General features: G+C 43.7%; 15 protein-coding genes. 13 read left to right on the top strand and 2 right to left on the bottom strand.

Translation table 11 applies throughout. The annotated features are described in order from the left end of the window. Positions 1-7: 7 nt before the first annotated feature. From AB5217_RS07150 to AB5217_RS07130, 5 genes are all read left to right on the top strand, one after another. Complete coding sequence (locus tag AB5217_RS07150; protein ID WP_004307405.1) at positions 8-1,078, top strand: hypothetical protein; 1,071 nt, start codon at positions 8-10, stop codon at positions 1,076-1,078. Positions 1,079-1,147: 69 nt separating this feature from the next. Continuing rightward, positions 1,148-3,040: a biosynthetic arginine decarboxylase gene (gene speA, locus AB5217_RS07145; RefSeq protein ID WP_368112669.1), complete on the top strand. Its 1,893-nt coding sequence runs from the start codon at positions 1,148-1,150 to the stop codon at positions 3,038-3,040. Positions 3,041-3,096: 56 nt separating this feature from the next. After that, a complete protein-coding gene (gene argB / locus AB5217_RS07140; protein ID WP_004322481.1) occupies positions 3,097-3,870 on the top strand; it encodes an acetylglutamate kinase in 774 nt (257 codons plus the stop codon). A gap of 60 nt (positions 3,871-3,930) precedes the next feature. Then, positions 3,931-4,440, top strand: coding sequence for an RNA polymerase sigma factor (locus tag AB5217_RS07135; protein ID WP_004309451.1), 510 nt, complete (start codon positions 3,931-3,933; stop codon positions 4,438-4,440). Beyond that, positions 4,430-4,909: a hypothetical protein gene (locus AB5217_RS07130; RefSeq protein WP_004309452.1), complete on the top strand. Its 480-nt coding sequence runs from the start codon at positions 4,430-4,432 to the stop codon at positions 4,907-4,909. The genes AB5217_RS07135 and AB5217_RS07130 overlap by 11 nt, the downstream gene beginning before the upstream one ends. Positions 4,910-5,091: 182 nt before the next feature. Here AB5217_RS07130 and AB5217_RS07125 read toward each other — a convergent pair whose 3' ends face one another. Beyond that, on the bottom strand, positions 5,092-5,874 hold the full coding sequence (locus tag AB5217_RS07125) for a head GIN domain-containing protein (protein ID WP_004298259.1): 783 nt from the start codon (positions 5,872-5,874) through the stop codon (positions 5,092-5,094). Positions 5,875-6,003: 129 nt separating this feature from the next. Here AB5217_RS07125 and AB5217_RS07120 point away from each other — a divergent pair, with 129 nt between their 5' ends. Then, complete coding sequence (locus AB5217_RS07120; RefSeq protein WP_004298258.1) at positions 6,004-6,702, top strand: SprT family zinc-dependent metalloprotease; 699 nt, start codon at positions 6,004-6,006, stop codon at positions 6,700-6,702. Positions 6,703-6,826: 124 nt separating this feature from the next. Here the strand turns inward: AB5217_RS07120 and AB5217_RS07115 are convergent, their stop codons facing one another. Further along, positions 6,827-7,222 (bottom strand): hypothetical protein, encoded by a 396-nt coding sequence (locus tag AB5217_RS07115; RefSeq protein WP_004298257.1) that lies wholly within the window; start codon positions 7,220-7,222, stop codon positions 6,827-6,829. Between the two features lie 172 nt (positions 7,223-7,394). Here AB5217_RS07115 and rimP point away from each other — a divergent pair, with 172 nt between their 5' ends. The 7 genes from rimP (at position 7,395) to sufD (ending at position 16,703) form a co-directional block, all read left to right on the top strand. After that, a complete protein-coding gene (gene rimP, locus AB5217_RS07110; protein ID WP_004298256.1) occupies positions 7,395-7,862 on the top strand; it encodes a ribosome assembly cofactor RimP in 468 nt (155 codons plus the stop codon). A gap of 2 nt (positions 7,863-7,864) precedes the next feature. Further along, entirely contained in the window at positions 7,865-9,160 is a 1,296-nt protein-coding gene (gene nusA, locus AB5217_RS07105) for a transcription termination factor NusA (RefSeq protein WP_004298255.1), read from the top strand. 91 nt (positions 9,161-9,251) lie between these two features. Continuing rightward, a complete protein-coding gene (gene infB, locus AB5217_RS07100; RefSeq protein WP_008776069.1) occupies positions 9,252-12,350 on the top strand; it encodes a translation initiation factor IF-2 in 3,099 nt (1,032 codons plus the stop codon). 186 nt (positions 12,351-12,536) lie between these two features. Then, positions 12,537-13,070, top strand: coding sequence for a CvpA family protein (locus AB5217_RS07095; RefSeq protein ID WP_032842872.1), 534 nt, complete (start codon positions 12,537-12,539; stop codon positions 13,068-13,070). A 1-nt stretch (position 13,071) separates the two neighbouring features. Continuing rightward, complete coding sequence (gene sufB, locus AB5217_RS07090; RefSeq protein WP_004307399.1) at positions 13,072-14,550, top strand: Fe-S cluster assembly protein SufB; 1,479 nt, start codon at positions 13,072-13,074, stop codon at positions 14,548-14,550. Between the two features lie 43 nt (positions 14,551-14,593). Next, positions 14,594-15,346: a Fe-S cluster assembly ATPase SufC gene (gene sufC / locus AB5217_RS07085; RefSeq protein WP_004298251.1), complete on the top strand. Its 753-nt coding sequence runs from the start codon at positions 14,594-14,596 to the stop codon at positions 15,344-15,346. Positions 15,347-15,359: 13 nt separating this feature from the next. Beyond that, positions 15,360-16,703: a Fe-S cluster assembly protein SufD gene (gene sufD / locus AB5217_RS07080; protein ID WP_004298250.1), complete on the top strand. Its 1,344-nt coding sequence runs from the start codon at positions 15,360-15,362 to the stop codon at positions 16,701-16,703. Positions 16,704-16,709 lie beyond the last annotated feature (6 nt).

The following is a 16,709-nucleotide window of genomic DNA, read 5'->3' as shown; positions in this document are numbered from 1 at the left end:
AAAGAGTATGAGATACACACTTGAAATACAAAAATTGCTGTTGCAGACACAGAATAACAACCTGCATCCCCGCGAAAAAGCCAATCTATTGAAAGAAGCTATCCGCATCGCCGATGAGAACGAAGATGTGGAATGGGCTACGGAGTTGAGACTGGATCTTATTTATGAACTGAATCTTCTTTCGGCGGATGCTGAAGAGATTACCGTGTTCTCTAAAATTCTGGATGATTACGAGAACCACAAGGATGTGATTAAGGAAGATGACTTGTTGTGGAAATATAAGTGGATATGGGCTTGTACGTTCGATCTTCCGGAGATCCCGATGGAGCAGGTACAGGCAATTGGGGAGGATTATAAAACCCGTATCCTCCGGAACGGGTATTCTTTGCGGAGTTATTATCACCGCTGGTCTGTGGAATGTGTCTGGATGCGGCAGTATGACAAGGCGAAAGAATACATTGATAAAATGTTGAATGAGAAGATAGACGATCAGTCGTGTGAGGCTTGTGAATTGAACTTTATGCTGGATTATTATCTGGAAACGGGACAGTTTGATGAGGCTTACAGCCGCGCGCAACCGTTGATTAATAAGCAGATCACTTGTTATGAAGCCAATTTGCGGGCCTATTTGAAGCTTGCTTATTATGCGCAGAAAGCAGGTAAACCGGAGATTGCCGCCGATATGTGTGCACGTGCCGAAGAAGCATTGGTGGGAAGAGAGAAGGATGAATATCTTTTGCTCTATCTGGGATTGTTTATTGCCTATAATATGATGACGAAGCCGGAAAGAGCTTGGGAATATGCTGAACGCTGTATTGGTTGGAGTTTGCGTACTAATACGCTGAAGAGTTATCGTTTCTCCTGTGATATGGTAGAGGCTCTGAAATATGAAACCCGTCCGGAAGTCTCGTTGTCTTTGCCGGAAGAGTTCCCGCTTTATCGTCCGGATGGAATTTATCAGGTAAACGAACTTCGCAATTATTTCTATCAACAGGCAGAAGAGCTGGCACGTCGCTATGACGCCCGTAACGGAAATAGTGGTTATATGGACCGTTTGAAAGATTTAATGTCTAATTAATTGCCAACATGTAGATTAATCCGTATTTTTGCCGTCCAATTATTTACTAAAAACACTGAATAACAGAAAATGAGAAAGTGGCGTATTGAAGATTCTGAGGAACTCTACAACATCACAGGTTGGGGTACCTCGTACTTTGGTATTAATGACAAAGGTCATGTAGTTGTTACACCTCGTAGAGACGGAGTGACTGTCGATCTGAAAGAACTGGTCGATGAGTTGCAATTGCGTGATGTGGCTTCTCCCATGTTGATACGTTTTCCGGATATTTTGGACAACCGTATTGAAAAGATGTCTTCCTGCTTTAAACAAGCGGCCGAAGAGTATGGTTATAAAGCCGAGAACTTTATAATTTATCCGATTAAGGTCAACCAAATGCGCCCGGTGGTGGAAGAGATTATCAGCCACGGAAAGAAGTTCAATCTCGGACTGGAAGCCGGTTCCAAACCGGAACTCCATGCAGTGATTGCGGTCAATACGGATTCTGACTCATTGATTGTCTGTAACGGATATAAAGACGAAAGTTACATCGAACTGGCTTTGCTTGCCCAGAAAATGGGTAAACGTATCTTCCTCGTTGTAGAGAAGATGAACGAACTGAAGCTGATTGCAAAGATGGCAAAACAGCTGAATGTGCAGCCTAACCTCGGTATACGTATCAAACTCGCTTCTTCCGGTAGCGGAAAGTGGGAAGAGTCTGGAGGTGATGCCAGCAAATTCGGCTTGACTTCCAGTGAACTTCTCGAAGCGCTCGACTTCCTGGAGAGCAAAGGGATGAAGGATTGTTTGAAATTGATTCATTTCCATATCGGCAGTCAGGTGACAAAGATACGTCGTATCAAAACGGCTTTGCGTGAGGCTTCACAGTTCTACGTGCAGTTGCATTCGATGGGATTCAATGTGGAATTTGTAGATATTGGCGGTGGACTCGGAGTGGATTATGACGGAACCCGTTCGTCCAATAGCGAAGGCAGCGTGAATTATTCCATCCAGGAATATGTAAACGACTCTATTTCTACTTTGGTGGACGTGAGCGATAAAAATGGTATCCCACACCCGAATATCATAACGGAGAGTGGACGTGCATTGACGGCACATCATTCTGTTCTTATCTTTGAGGTACTTGAAACCGCTACATTGCCCGAATGGGATGACGAGGAGGAAATTGCTCCGGATGCACACGAATTGGTGCAGGAGTTATATGGAATCTGGGATTCGCTGAACCAGAACAAGATGTTGGAAGCATGGCACGATGCGCAGCAGATCAGGGAGGAAGCATTGGACTTGTTCAGTCATGGAATCGTGGATCTGAAAACCCGCGCACAAATCGAGCGTCTGTATTGGTCTATTACACGTGAGATTAATCAGATTGCAGCCGGTTTGAAGCATGCGCCCGATGAATTCCGTGGATTGTCCAAACTGCTTGCCGATAAATATTTCTGTAACTTCTCGTTGTTTCAGTCACTTCCTGACTCTTGGGCAATTGACCAGATATTCCCGATCATGCCTATTCAGCGGTTGGATGAAAAACCGGAGCGTTCGGCTACCTTGCAAGATATAACCTGCGACTCGGACGGCAAAATTGCCAACTTTATCTCTACCCGTAACGTGGCTCATTATCTGCCTGTACATGCACTGAAGAAAACAGAACCTTATTATGTGGCTGTGTTCCTGGTGGGAGCTTATCAGGAGATTTTGGGAGATATGCATAATTTGTTCGGTGATACGAATGCCGTGCATGTTTCGGTGAACGAGAAAGGATATAATATCGAACAGATTATCGACGGAGAAACGGTAGCGGAGGTGTTGGACTATGTGCAGTACAATCCGAAGAAACTGGTACGTACGCTCGAAACTTGGGTGACGAAATCAGTGAAAGAAGGAAAGATTTCTTTGGAAGAAGGAAAAGAATTCCTTTCCAACTATCGTTCGGGGCTTTACGGATATACTTATTTGGAATAACCGGCAGGGGGCCGGAGCCGGATTCTCCATTCGGTGAACTTATTAGAAATCAAGAAATGAGAGAAAAACTAACAGTTATTAAGGTGGGTGGCAAAATCGTAGAAGAGGAAGCCACCCTTCGTCAGTTGTTAAATGACTTTGCCGCTATCGACGGACATAAAGTGTTGGTTCATGGTGGCGGTCGTTCGGCAACAAAGATTGCCGCACAACTGGGTATTGAAAGCAAGATGGTAAATGGTCGTCGGATTACCGATGCCGAAACATTGAAAGTCGTAACGATGGTGTATGGCGGATTGGTGAATAAAAATATTGTGGCAGGTCTGCAAGCACGCGGAGTCAATGCACTCGGATTGACCGGTGCGGATATGAATGTAATCCGTTCGGTGAAACGTCCGGTGAAAGAAGTAGACTACGGGTTTGTGGGAGATGTGGAACAGGTGGACGCTACTTTATTGTCGGATTTGATACATAAAGGCGTTGTTCCTGTGATGGCTCCATTGACGCACGACGGCCACGGCAATATGCTGAATACGAATGCAGATACCATTGCTGGGGAGACAGCGAAAGCGTTGTCGGCCTTGTTTGATGTGACATTGGTATATTGTTTTGAGAAGAAAGGCGTGCTGCGTGACGAGAATGATGACGACAGTGTGATTCCCCAAATCACCCGTGCCGAATTTGAACAATATGTAGCTGATGGCGTTATTCAGGGAGGTATGATTCCCAAGTTGGAGAATTCTTTTGAAGCAATAAATGCAGGAGTATCTGAAGTGGTAATCACCTTAGCATCAGCGATTAATAACTCTGGTGGAACAAGAATAAAAAAATAATTCAAAAAAAGTAGTGGGCGACTGTAACTTTTCATATCCTAGCCCGTCATTATTATAGAGATGCAAGAAATCAGCTTCCGAAACGATATTTTGCCGTTGAAGGATAAACTCTTTCGATTGGCTCTCAGAATCACCCTGGATAGGGCCGAAGCCGAGGATGTCGTTCAGGACACCATGATAAGAGTGTGGAATAAGCGTGATGAGTGGTCTCAATTTGAATCGGTCGAAGCCTATTGCCTGACAGTGGCAAAGAATCTGGCGATAGATAGAAGTCAAAAGAAAGAAGCTCAAAACGTGGAACTCACCCCCGAGATGGAGGAAGAACCTGATGCAAACAGTCCGTATGACCAGATGATTCATGATGAAAGAATGAACATTATTAATAGACTGGTAAACGAACTTCCCGAAAAACAGCGGCTTATCATGCAACTGAGGGACATTGAAGGTGAAAGCTATAAGAAAATTGCAGGGTTGCTGAATCTGACAGAGGAACAAGTGAAAGTGAACCTCTTCAGAGCCAGACAAAAAGTAAAACAAAGGTATTTAAAAATTGACGAATATGGATTATAAGGATATAGAACAGCTCCTGGAGCGATACTGGCAATGCGAAACTTCCGTTGAGGAGGAAGCAACATTGCGCGACTTCTTCGCAAAGGAGGAAGTTCCGGCTCATTTGCTTCGCTATAAAAACCTGTTTGTTTATCAACAGGTTCAGCAGGAAGTAGGACTGGGCGAAGACTTTGATACACGTATTCTGGCAGAGGTGGAGCCTACGGTCGTAAAAGCGAAACGCTTGACACTGACCGGTCGTTTTATTCCTCTATTCAAAGCCGCTGCCGTGATTGCAATCATCCTTTCTTTGGGGAATGTGGCACAACATTCTTTCTCCGGAGATGACGGAAGTGTATTGGCAACGGATACCATTGGTAAACAAGTAACAGCACCATCGGTCGCTATCTCAAATGATGTGAAAGCGGAACAGGTTCTGGCTGATAGCCTGGCGAAGATCAACCATAAGGTGCAAGTTATAAACGAATAGACATTTTCATTTGCTTTAAACATATAATATAGTTAGTGTGCTTAATTAAAACAACAACGAAGGCGAAACTGTGAAGTTTTCAATTCTCTCAAATTTTTATAATGAAACTAACTAAATAAATGGGCTACCGCGTGATGCAGTAGCCCTTTTATGCTTTTAGACTGTATTTGTTCAAATTGTCTTTATTTGATCTGCCGTATGTTTTTCCGTGGAGCATCCACTTCTTGTGGATTGCCTTTATAAGCAATATCGCCACTTCCTTTCACGCGGGCAACCAGTTTTTGACTTGCATAACAACTGATGTTTCCGGATCCACTGATACTTGCATCCGTATTCTCTGCTTCTAAATCTGCGGCCTGAATGTTTCCCGATCCGGCAATAGCATATTTTGCTTGAATGGCTTTACCTTTAAGATTAATATTACCCGAACCTGAAATTCCTGCCTGACATTCCTGGCTCTCTATTTGTTGCAGTCTAACATCTCCCGATCCGTTAATTGAAACAGCCATTCTTCGGCAATTAAGCCCTTCTCCCTGAATGTTCCCCGAACCATTTATATGGAACTCGATATCTTTAGAGGTTTGTATTCCATTGATTAATTTTATATTTCCCGATCCGTTGATTGACAGCTTATTCAGTTCCGGAGCAAAAACTTTTATTTCCAGTTTTCCTTTCCATATACTGACATTCTTCTTGAATTTTATCATTAATGTATTACCGTCTACATACGTTTCTACAAGTGGTATAATGTTGTCGGAACCATGTATCTCCACGTGACTGCGTGTGTCTTGGTGATAACTGATATTGGCACTTCCCAATAGTTTGATTTCATTGAAATGATCGGCTTTTACTTCTTGGGAGATGTAGTTTTTGCTGCCTACTACGTGTTTTCCCTGCAAGCAAGAGCCGGCAGTAAGTACTAGAGACAATCCGGTGACTAATACGAGCAATAAACTTGTTTTCATAATTATGTTTTTCTATGATTGATATGACAGTTAGACGGAAGAAACTGATATAAAGTTGCATCTTCCGCGAAGTTTTTCATTGGAATCTTCTTTTTTATTACTTTTGTGGCTGTTGATAGGAGGATTATAATGGATAAGATCGTAGAAGATGACGAATTAGGACGTCTGATAGTGCGTGTCAATTCACGTGCGAGGAGTCTTGTGTTTCGTACAAAGAGTGATGCTGTTTATGTTTCAGTTCCTCCCGGCACTACATTGAAAGAAGTGAAGCAGGCAATCGAGAATCTGCGTGGTAAACTTCTGGCCTCCCGTCAAAAATTAGCCCGGCCATTGATTGATTTGGACTATAAAATTGATGCGGAACACTTTAAGTTGTCCTTGGTGTCCGGTGAAAAGGATCAGTTTCTGGCTAATTCCCGGTTGGGGGTTATGGAAATTGTTTGTCCGCCTCATGCGGATTTTACGGACGAGAAACTGCAAAGCTGGTTGCATAAGGTGATTGAAGAATCGTTGAGGCGGAATGCGAAAAGTATCCTTCCTTCACGTTTGGCTTCCTTGTCCAAGCAATGCGGACTTCCTTATTCGAGTGTGAAAATAAACTCCAGTCAGGGCAGATGGGGCAGTTGCTCGGCTCGAAAGGATATTAATTTGTCCTATTACCTGGTTCTGTTACCTTCTCATTTGATAGACTACGTGTTGCTGCACGAATTATGTCATACTCGCGAGATGAATCATAGCGAACGATTTTGGGTATTGCTCAATCAATTTACAGAAGGAAAAGCATTGGCTTTGCGGGGGGAATTGAGAAAGTATCGTACGGAGATTTAGAATACTTTATTGCCAGGATAGTGCTATCGTGTTGGCACACTTGTGTCAACACGCTGGCACAGTCGTGACAATGCGATGGCATGGTTGTGCCAATATGGTGGCACAGACTTAGTTAATACCTTTATTACTTGGCTAATTGTTTAATCCCGTCTGATTCTTTTTCGAACTGATAAGTTCCTCCTTTTTCACTAAGATCAAACGTAGACACTAATTCTGTGTTATTATCTACAATCAACAAGGCGCTCTGTTCGGCAAAACGTCCTATTTCTACAGTGTAAGGTTCTTCCGACATGGTTTTGTTGGAGATCAGACTGTCGTTGACAAATAAAGAGATAGAATCTCCGGCAAAACCTTTTACCAGACTGATCGTATAGCTTTCGATGAAATGACGTTCTTCCTGCTTTTCCCGTTGTAGCCGCATGCTCATATAGACAAAAATAACCACGACAAAAATGACGGCAAAAGCAAGAATTCCGTTACCTACCATAAACTGTTTATTTGTGTTGAGACGATGTGCCATAGTCGTTATTTTTTGAATTACGGCGTAAAGATACGAATATAGCACTGTTAATTCATACTTTTTTTCTTTAATGTTTTGTAGTCGAACAGATTATTTATATCTTTGCAACCGAAAACGGATGAAAGGTGGAGGGGCAATTAAGCTCCTTTTTTTGTTCTTATATAGCTAATAAATGATAGAAAAGAAAACTGTTTGTCAGATTGTAGAAGAGTGGCTGGAAGGAAAAGACTACTTTTTAGTAGAGGTAACCGTGAGCCCGGATGACAAGATTGTGGTTGAAATAGACCATGCAGAAGGTGTTTGGATTGAAGATTGCGTGGAGCTTAGTCGCTTCATAGAGTCGAAACTGAACCGCGAAGAGGAAGATTATGAACTGGAAGTAGGGTCGGCTGGGATCGGACAACCCTTTAAAGTTCTGCAACAGTATTATATCCACATCGGACAAGAGGTGGAAGTGCTGACCGGAGACGGACGGAAGCTGGCCGGTATACTGAAAGATGCCGATGAAGAGAAGTTTACGGTAGGCGTACAAAAGAAAGTGAAAACCGAAGGATCAAAGCGCCCGAAATTGGTAGAAGAGGACGAAACCTTCACTTATGAGCAAATAAAATATACTAAATACTTAATTAGCTTTAAATAGTTATGGCCAAAAAAGAAGAAACAATCAGCTTGATTGATACATTTTCGGAATTTAAGGAACTGAAGAATATCGATAGAACGACGATGGTTAGCGTACTCGAAGAGTCGTTCCGTAGCGTAATCGCGAAAATGTTTGGCACCGATGAAAATTACGACGTAATCGTGAACCCGGACAAGGGTGACTTCGAGATATGGCGTAACCGTGAAGTTGTGGCCGATGAAGATTTGACTAACCCGAATATGCAGATTTCGTTGAGCGAAGCACAGAAAATTGATGCTTCTTACGAAGAAGGTGAAGAGGTGACTGACGAGGTTATCTTTGCCAAGTTCGGACGTCGTGCGATCCTGAATCTTCGCCAGACACTGGCTTCCAAGATTCTGGAACTCGAAAAAGACAGTATTTATAATAAATATATAGATAAGGTAGGTACTATCATCAATGCAGAAGTATATCAGATCTGGAAAAAAGAGATGTTGCTTTTAGACGATGAAGGAAACGAATTGCTGTTACCTAAGACCGAACAAATCCCGAGCGACTTTTATCGTAAAGGTGAAACGGCCCGTGCAGTAGTTGCCCGCGTGGATAACAAGAATAATAATCCTAAGATTATCTTGTCACGTACTTCTCCCGTTTTCCTGCAACGCCTGTTCGAGATGGAAGTACCCGAAATTAATGATGGTTTGATTACCATCAAGAAGATTGCCCGTATCCCCGGCGAACGTGCCAAGATCGCGGTGGAATCTTACGATGACAGAATCGACCCTGTAGGAGCCTGTGTAGGTGTAAAGGGAAGTCGTATTCATGGCATTGTTCGTGAACTTCGCAATGAGAACATCGACGTAATCAATTATACATCGAACATCTCATTGTTTATACAGCGCGCTTTAAGCCCGGCTAAGATTTCTTCTATTCGTCTGAACGAGGAAGAGAAGAAAGCAGAGGTATTCCTCAAACCGGAAGAAGTTTCGCTGGCTATCGGTAAAGGCGGTTTGAATATCAAACTGGCCAGTATGTTAACTGAGTACACTATCGACGTGTTCCGTGAGTTGGATGAGAATGTAGCTGACGAAGATATCTATCTCGACGAGTTTAGAGACGAAATCGACGGATGGGTGATCGACGCTATCAAAGCTATCGGCATCGATACAGCGAAGGCTGTGTTGAATGCTCCTCGTGAGATGTTGATTGAAAAGACGGACTTGGAAGAAGAGACAGTGGACGAGGTAATACGCATTTTGAAATCGGAGTTTGAAGAAGAAGATCCTTCAATTGAAAATAAAGATGAAATTAAAGATTAAAAGTTGCGATACAATATAATGCAGCAGACTTTTATTTCTTAATTCTCAATTTTCAATTAAACAAGCTCCATTTATTCATTAATTTTAAAATATGACGATAAGGTTAAACAAAGTTACAAGAGATTTGAACGTAGGAATCGCGACGGTAGTTGAGTTCCTGCAAAAGAAAGGGCATACCGTTGAGGCTAATCCTAATACTAAAATTAGCGAGGAGCAATACGCTATACTCGTAAAGGAGTTTAGTACAGATAAGAACCTTAGACTTGAATCGGAGCGTTTCATACAGGAACGTCAGAATAAGGAACGTAATAAGGCGTCGGTATCGATTGAGGGCTTCGAAAAGCAGCCCGAAAAACCGAAGTCGGAAGATGTGATTAAGACAGTCGTACCTGAGGATGCACGTCCGAAGTTTAAACCTGTCGGAAAAATAGATTTGGATAAATTGAACGGTCGTAAACCTGAAAAGGTAGAGAAAGAACCGGAACAGAAACAGGAAGAACCGGTTGTGGAACGGCCTGTCGTTAAACCCGAAGTGAAAAAGGAGCCCGAGAAGAGAGAACCCGAGGTGAAGGAGGAAGAGGTGGTGACACCTCCTGTTTCTGTAGTAGAGCCTACTCCAGTGGTGGTTGAACCCGTAGTAGTGCCGGAACCTGTAGTGGAGACGAAGCCGGTAGAAGTTGAAAAAGTAGTAGAAGAAGTGAAAAAAGAAGAGCCGAAGGTAGTAGTAGCTGCACCTGTGAAGGCGGAAGAACATAAAGAAGAAGAAAAGGTGGAAACTGCACAGGCTGAAGTAACCCCGGTAGCGGAAAAGGCTCCGGAGGATGATGGTGTTTTCAAAATCCGTCAACCGGAATTAGGCGCAAAGATTAATGTGATCGGTCAGATCGACTTGGCTGCATTGAATCAGTCTACTCGTCCCAAGAAGAAATCGAAGGAAGAGAAACGTCGCGAACGTGAAGAAAAGGAAAAAATCCGTCAGGATCAGAAGAAGTTGATGAAGGAAGCTATCATCAAGGAAATCCGTAAGGATGATTCTAAATTGGCGAAGAGCGGACCTAAGGACAGTGCGGAAGCGGCTGCTAACAAGAAGAAACGTAACCGTATCAATAAAGAGAAGGTGGACGTTAACAATGTTGCAACTTCCAACTTTGCTGCTCCAAGACCTAATGTACAGGGTAAAGGCGGCAATAGTAACGGTCAGGGTGGCCAGGCCAACGGACAGGGAAATAACAACAGAAGAAATAACAACAATAAAGATCGCTTCAAGAAACCGGTTATCAAACAGGAAGTGAGCGAGGAAGACGTAGCAAAACAGGTAAAAGAAACCCTTGCACGTCTGACAACCAAAGGTAAGAATAAAACGTCCAAATACCGTAAAGAGAAACGTGAAATGGCTTCCAACCGTATGCAGGAACTGGAAGATCAGGAAATGGCAGACAGCAAGGTATTGAAGTTGACCGAGTTCGTTACGGCTAACGAATTGGCAACGATGATGGATGTTTCTGTTAACCAGGTTATCGCTACTTGTATGAGTATTGGTATCATGGTTTCCATCAACCAGCGTTTGGATGCTGAAACCATCAATCTGGTGGCTGAAGAATTCGGATTCAAGACTGAATATGTAAGTGCGGAAGTGGCACAAGCTATCGTTGAAGAAGAAGATGCTCCGGAAGATTTGCAACCGCGCGCTCCGATTGTAACGGTGATGGGACACGTTGACCACGGTAAGACTTCTTTGCTTGACTATATCCGTAAGGCGAATGTAATTGCCGGTGAGGCCGGAGGTATTACCCAGCATATCGGTGCTTATAACGTGCAATTGGAAGACGGTCGTCGTATTACATTCCTCGATACTCCGGGTCACGAAGCGTTTACCGCTATGCGTGCACGTGGTGCCAAAGTAACGGATATTGCTATCATTATTGTGGCTGCCGATGATAACGTGATGCCACAGACGAAAGAAGCGATCAATCACGCGATGGCTGCCGGTGTACCTATTGTATTTGCAATCAATAAGGTAGATAAACCGACTGCAAATCCGGATAAGATTAAAGAAGAACTGGCTGCAATGAATTACCTTGTTGAAGAATGGGGTGGTAAATATCAGTCACAAGATATCTCTGCCAAGAAAGGTATGGGTGTGGAAGACTTGCTGGAAAAAGTATTGCTCGAAGCGGAAATGCTCGACCTGAAGGCAAATCCGAACCGTAATGCTACGGGTTCCATCATCGAATCTTCACTGGATAAGGGACGCGGATATGTAGCTACTGTATTGGTATCTAACGGTACTTTGAAAGTAGGAGACATCGTATTGGCGGGAACCAGCTACGGACGTGTGAAGGCTATGTTCAACGAACGTAACCAACGCGTCAAGGAAGCAGGACCTTCCGAACCGGCATTGATTCTGGGATTGAATGGTGCTCCTGCCGCAGGTGACACATTCCATGTAGTCGAAAGCGATCAGGAAGCTCGTGAGATCACTAATAAACGTGAGCAGCTGGCTCGTGAACAAGGTTTGCGTACGCAGAAGATCCTTACATTGGATGAATTGGGTCGTCGTATTGCTTTGGGTAACTTCCAGGAATTGAACATCATCGTTAAGGGTGACGTGGATGGTTCTGTGGAAGCGTTGAGCGATTCGTTGATTAAGTTGTCTACGGAACAAATTCAGGTAAATGTTATCCATAAGGGTGTGGGAGCAATTTCTGAATCTGATGTTTCTCTGGCTGCTGCTTCGGATGCGATTATTGTCGGATTCCAGGTACGTCCTTCGGGTGCTGCCGGTAAGATGGCCGACCAAGAGGGTGTTGACATCCGTAAGTATTCTGTCATCTACGATGCAATCGAAGAGGTAAAGGCTGCTATGGAAGGTATGTTGGCTCCGGAAGTAAAGGAACAGATTACTGCAACCATCGAAATCCGCGAAGTATTCAATATTACGAAAGTCGGTCTTGTAGCCGGAGCAATGGTGAAGACCGGAAAGGTGAAACGCAGCGACAAGGCTCGTTTGATCCGCGATGGTATCGTAATCTTTACCGGAAACATCAACGCATTGAAACGTTTCAAGGACGATGTGAAGGAAGTAGGTACAAACTTCGAGTGTGGTATCAGTCTGGTGAACTGCAACGACATGAAGGTAGGCGATATGATCGAGACATTCGAAGAAATAGAAGTGAAACAGACGCTGTAAATATAGTAAGGTTATAAGTGTATTATAATGTTATAATATAGCAGAGGTCATGATTGATAAAGAGGTGGTAATGTGGTACTGTTTGCAGAACACCACCTTACCACCTTATTTTTTATCATTCGGCACCTTCTCATTATAATCAGCTTATATACGACTTATTGGTTTATAGCTTATAACATAATAAACGTGGCAACGATTGATATAATTATCCTTATTGTAATAGGCGCCGGAGCGATTGTAGGTTTTGTAAAAGGCTTCATTCGTCAGTTGGCTTCTATTTTGGGGTTAATAGTCGGTCTGTTGGCAGCGAAAGCTCTGTATGCTTCTTTGGCGGAAAAGCTTTGCCCGACAGTGACGGATTCAATGACAGTTGCGCAAGTGTTGGCTTTTATCATGATCTGGATTGCCATACCATTGATCTTTGTATTGATTGCCTCGCTATTGACAAAAGCAATGCAGGCTATTTCGCTGAACTGGCTGAATCGCTGGTTAGGAAGTGGGCTGGGAGCACTTAAGTTTCTGTTGTTAACGAGTGTAGTGATTGGTGCGATAGAGTTTGTGGACAGCGATAATAAGTTAATTAGTGCAACAAAAAAGGAAGAATCTTTGTTATATTATCCGATGGAAACGTTTGCGGGGATCTTTTTCCCTGCTGCGAAGAATATGACGCAACAATATATATTAGAGAATAAAGATAAAGATGCAACAAGAACCCAATAAAATGAAACCCAATCAGAAAGACGAACTTGAAAAGAAGACTGATAATGAGTTTGTCCGGAAATTTGCGGAGGAGAAATATAAATACGGTTTCACCACAGAGGTGCATACGGACATCATTGAGCGTGGACTTAATGAAGATGTCATTCGTCTGATTTCATCGAAAAAGGACGAACCGGAGTGGTTGCTGGAGTTTCGACTGAAAGCGTATCGCCATTGGCTGACGCTGGAAATGCCTACCTGGGCACATCTCCGTATCCCTGAAATTGATTATCAGGCGATTTCTTATTATGCCGATCCGACAAAGAAGAAAGAAGGACCGAAGAGCATGGAGGAAGTCGATCCTGAACTGATAAAGACGTTTAATAAACTGGGAATTCCTTTGGAAGAGCAAATGGCTCTTAGTGGAATGGCAGTGGATGCCGTTATGGACTCTGTTTCCGTAAAGACTACCTTCAAGGAAACGCTGATGGAGAAAGGAATTATATTCTGCTCGTTCAGTGAAGCCGTGCGGGAGCATCCGGATCTGGTGAAGAAATATATGGGCTCGGTAGTAGGTTATCGGGACAATTTCTTTGCAGCGTTGAATTCCGCAGTGTTCTCTGACGGCTCTTTCGTGTATATTCCGAAAGGAGTACGTTGCCCGATGGAGCTTTCCACTTATTTCCGTATCAATGCCCGTAACACGGGACAGTTTGAGCGTACGCTGATTGTAGCGGATGATGATTCGTATGTTTCTTATCTGGAAGGATGTACGGCTCCGATGCGGGATGAAAATCAGCTGCATGCCGCTATCGTTGAGATCATTGTGCATGACCGTGCAGAGGTAAAATACAGTACCGTTCAGAACTGGTATCCGGGAGATGCAGAAGGCAAGGGCGGTGTATACAACTTTGTGACTAAACGCGGTAACTGTAAAGGAGTGGACAGTAAATTATCCTGGACACAAGTGGAAACCGGTTCGGCAATCACCTGGAAATATCCTTCCTGTATCCTGACGGGCGATAACTCGACCGCTGAATTCTATTCCGTAGCTGTAACGAACAACTATCAGCAGGCAGATACCGGAACGAAGATGATTCATCTGGGTAAGAACACTCGTAGTACGATTGTAAGTAAAGGCATTTCTGCCGGACATAGTGAGAACTCCTATCGTGGGTTGGTACGCGTGGCCGAGAAAGCGGATAATGCCCGTAATTATAGCCAGTGTGACTCTCTGTTGCTGGGAGATAAGTGTGGTGCACATACCTTCCCGTATATGGATATTCACAATGAGACGGCAGTGGTAGAACATGAAGCTACGACAAGCAAGATTAGTGAAGACCAGATATTTTATTGCAACCAGCGCGGTATTCCGACAGAAGATGCTATCGGACTTATTGTGAACGGATATGCAAAGGAAGTGTTGAATAAACTTCCGATGGAGTTTGCGGTAGAAGCACAGAAGCTGCTTACCATCTCATTGGAAGGAAGCGTGGGGTGATGTTGACTTTTTAATAGTAAATCGTAAAATCGTAAATATAATCATGTTAGAAATAAAAGACCTGCATGCCAGCATTAATGGCAAAGAGATATTGAAAGGTATTAACCTGACGGTGAATCCCGGTGAGGTGCACGCTATTATGGGACCGAATGGTTCCGGTAAAAGTACGCTTTCCTCCGTATTGGTGGGTAATCCGGCTTTTGAGGTAACAAAAGGTTCGGTCACTTTTTATGGAAAGGATCTGTTGGAGTTGAGCCCCGAAGATCGTAGCCATGAAGGAATCTTCCTTAGTTTCCAGTATCCGGTGGAAATCCCGGGTGTGAGCATGGTGAACTTTATGCGTGCTGCTGTGAATGAGCAACGTAAATATAAAGGTCTGCCTGCACTGACCGCCAGTGAGTTTCTGAAGCTGATGCGTGAGAAACGTGCGGTGGTGGAGTTGGATAATAAACTGGCTAACCGTTCGGTGAATGAAGGCTTTTCCGGTGGTGAGAAGAAACGGAACGAGATTTTCCAGATGGCTATGCTAGAACCGCGTTTGAGCATCCTCGACGAGACAGACTCCGGTTTGGATATTGATGCGCTCCGTATTGTTGCGGAAGGAGTGAACAAGCTGAAAACTCCTGAAACAAGTACAATCGTTATTACCCACTACCAACGTTTGCTCGATTATATCAAGCCTGATATTGTGCATGTCCTTTATAAAGGTCGTATCGTAAAAACTGCCGGACCGGAACTTGCTCTGGAACTGGAAGAAAAAGGATACGATTGGATCAAGAAAGAAGTAGGAGAATGACAAATATAAAACGATGATGGTTGAACAACAATATATAGAACTTTTCTCACAGACGGAAGCGATGATCTGTAAGCATAGTGCCGAAGTGCTGAATGCACCTCGTGCGTCAGCATTTGCCGATTTTGAGCGACTCGGATTTCCGACCCGTAAGATGGAGAAGTACAAATATACGGATGTGAGCAAGTACTTTGAACCGGATTTCGGTTTGAACTTGAATCGTTTGGCTATTCCGGTCAATCCGTATGAAGTGTTTAAGTGTGATGTGCCGAATATGAGTACCTCCTTGTATTTTGTGGTAAATGACACATTTTATAATAGAGCGCTTCCCACAGGAAATCTGCCGGAAGGTGTGATTTTCGGTAGCCTGAAAGAAGTGGCCGAGCAACACCCGGAATTGGTGAAGAAATATTACGGTCAACTGGCAGATACCTCTAAAGATGGTGTGACTGCTTTCAATACCGCTTTTGCACAAGATGGCGTTGTCTTTTATGTGCCGAAGAATGTGGTGGTGGAAAAAACAATCCAGTTGGTAAATATCCTGCGTGCAGATGTTAACTTTATGGTGAACCGTCGCGTACTGATTATCCTGGAGGATGGCGCGCAAGCCCGTTTGCTGATTTGTGACCATGCAATGGATAATGTGAACTTCCTGGCGACACAAGTTATTGAAGTATTTGCTGGTGAGAATGCGGTATTCGATATGTATGAACTGGAAGAAACACATACAAGCACAGTTCGTATCAGTAACCTGTATGTAAAGCAAGAGGCCAACAGCAATGTATTGCTCAACGGAATGACTTTGCATAATGGTACTACCCGCAACACGACCGAAGTGTTGCTGGCAGGAGAAGGAGCCGAAATAAACCTTTGTGGTATGGCGATTGCCGATAAAAACCAGCACGTAGACAATCATACAAGTATTGACCATGCCGTACCGAACTGTACCAGCAATGAGCTGTTCAAGTATGTGCTCGACGACCAGTCGGTAGGTGCGTTTGCCGGATTGGTACTCGTGCGTCCCGATGCACAACATACGAATTCCCAACAGACTAACCGGAATCTTTGTGCTACGCGTGATGCAAGAATGTATACACAACCTCAATTGGAGATTTATGCGGATGATGTGAAATGTTCGCATGGAGCAACAGTAGGCCAGTTGGATGAAGGCGCATTATTCTACATGCGTTCGCGCGGTATTGCAGAGAAAGAAGCCCGTCTGCTGTTGATGTTCGCATTTGTCAACGAAGTGATCGATACCATTCGTTTGGAAGCGCTGAAAGATCGTTTGCATCTATTAGTAGAGAAACGTTTCCGTGGCGAGTTGAATAGATGTCAGGGTTGTGCCATTTGTAAGTAACCACTA

The organism is Bacteroides sp. MSSM.1001136sp1_RTP21357st2_D2_RTP21359_211015 (assembly GCF_040913205.1).
Lineage (GTDB): Bacteria > Bacteroidota > Bacteroidia > Bacteroidales > Bacteroidaceae > Bacteroides > Bacteroides ovatus.
Note: the sequence above shows the minus strand (reverse complement) of the source record. Positions and strands in the feature narration are given on the sequence as shown.

What these genes read in the sequence shown, in the direction of transcription:
- AB5217_RS07135 (WP_004309451.1), top strand. Translation starts at nt 3,931, where the DNA reads ATGCAAGAAATCAGCTTCCGAAACGATATTTTGCCGTTGAAGGATAAA.
- argB (WP_004322481.1), top strand. Translation starts at nt 3,097, where the DNA reads ATGAGAGAAAAACTAACAGTTATTAAGGTGGGTGGCAAAATCGTAGAA.
- AB5217_RS07125 (WP_004298259.1), bottom strand. Translation starts at nt 5,874, where the DNA reads ATGAAAACAAGTTTATTGCTCGTATTAGTCACCGGATTGTCTCTAGTA.
- sufC (WP_004298251.1), top strand. Translation starts at nt 14,594, where the DNA reads ATGTTAGAAATAAAAGACCTGCATGCCAGCATTAATGGCAAAGAGATA.
- speA (WP_368112669.1), top strand. Translation starts at nt 1,148, where the DNA reads ATGAGAAAGTGGCGTATTGAAGATTCTGAGGAACTCTACAACATCACA.
- AB5217_RS07130 (WP_004309452.1), top strand. Translation starts at nt 4,430, where the DNA reads ATGGATTATAAGGATATAGAACAGCTCCTGGAGCGATACTGGCAATGC.
- AB5217_RS07150 (WP_004307405.1), top strand. Translation starts at nt 8, where the DNA reads ATGAGATACACACTTGAAATACAAAAATTGCTGTTGCAGACACAGAAT.
- rimP (WP_004298256.1), top strand. Translation starts at nt 7,395, where the DNA reads ATGATAGAAAAGAAAACTGTTTGTCAGATTGTAGAAGAGTGGCTGGAA.
- AB5217_RS07115 (WP_004298257.1), bottom strand. Translation starts at nt 7,222, where the DNA reads ATGGCACATCGTCTCAACACAAATAAACAGTTTATGGTAGGTAACGGA.
- sufD (WP_004298250.1), top strand. Translation starts at nt 15,360, where the DNA reads ATGATGGTTGAACAACAATATATAGAACTTTTCTCACAGACGGAAGCG.
- nusA (WP_004298255.1), top strand. Translation starts at nt 7,865, where the DNA reads ATGGCCAAAAAAGAAGAAACAATCAGCTTGATTGATACATTTTCGGAA.
- sufB (WP_004307399.1), top strand. Translation starts at nt 13,072, where the DNA reads ATGAAACCCAATCAGAAAGACGAACTTGAAAAGAAGACTGATAATGAG.
- infB (WP_008776069.1), top strand. Translation starts at nt 9,252, where the DNA reads ATGACGATAAGGTTAAACAAAGTTACAAGAGATTTGAACGTAGGAATC.
- AB5217_RS07120 (WP_004298258.1), top strand. Translation starts at nt 6,004, where the DNA reads ATGGATAAGATCGTAGAAGATGACGAATTAGGACGTCTGATAGTGCGT.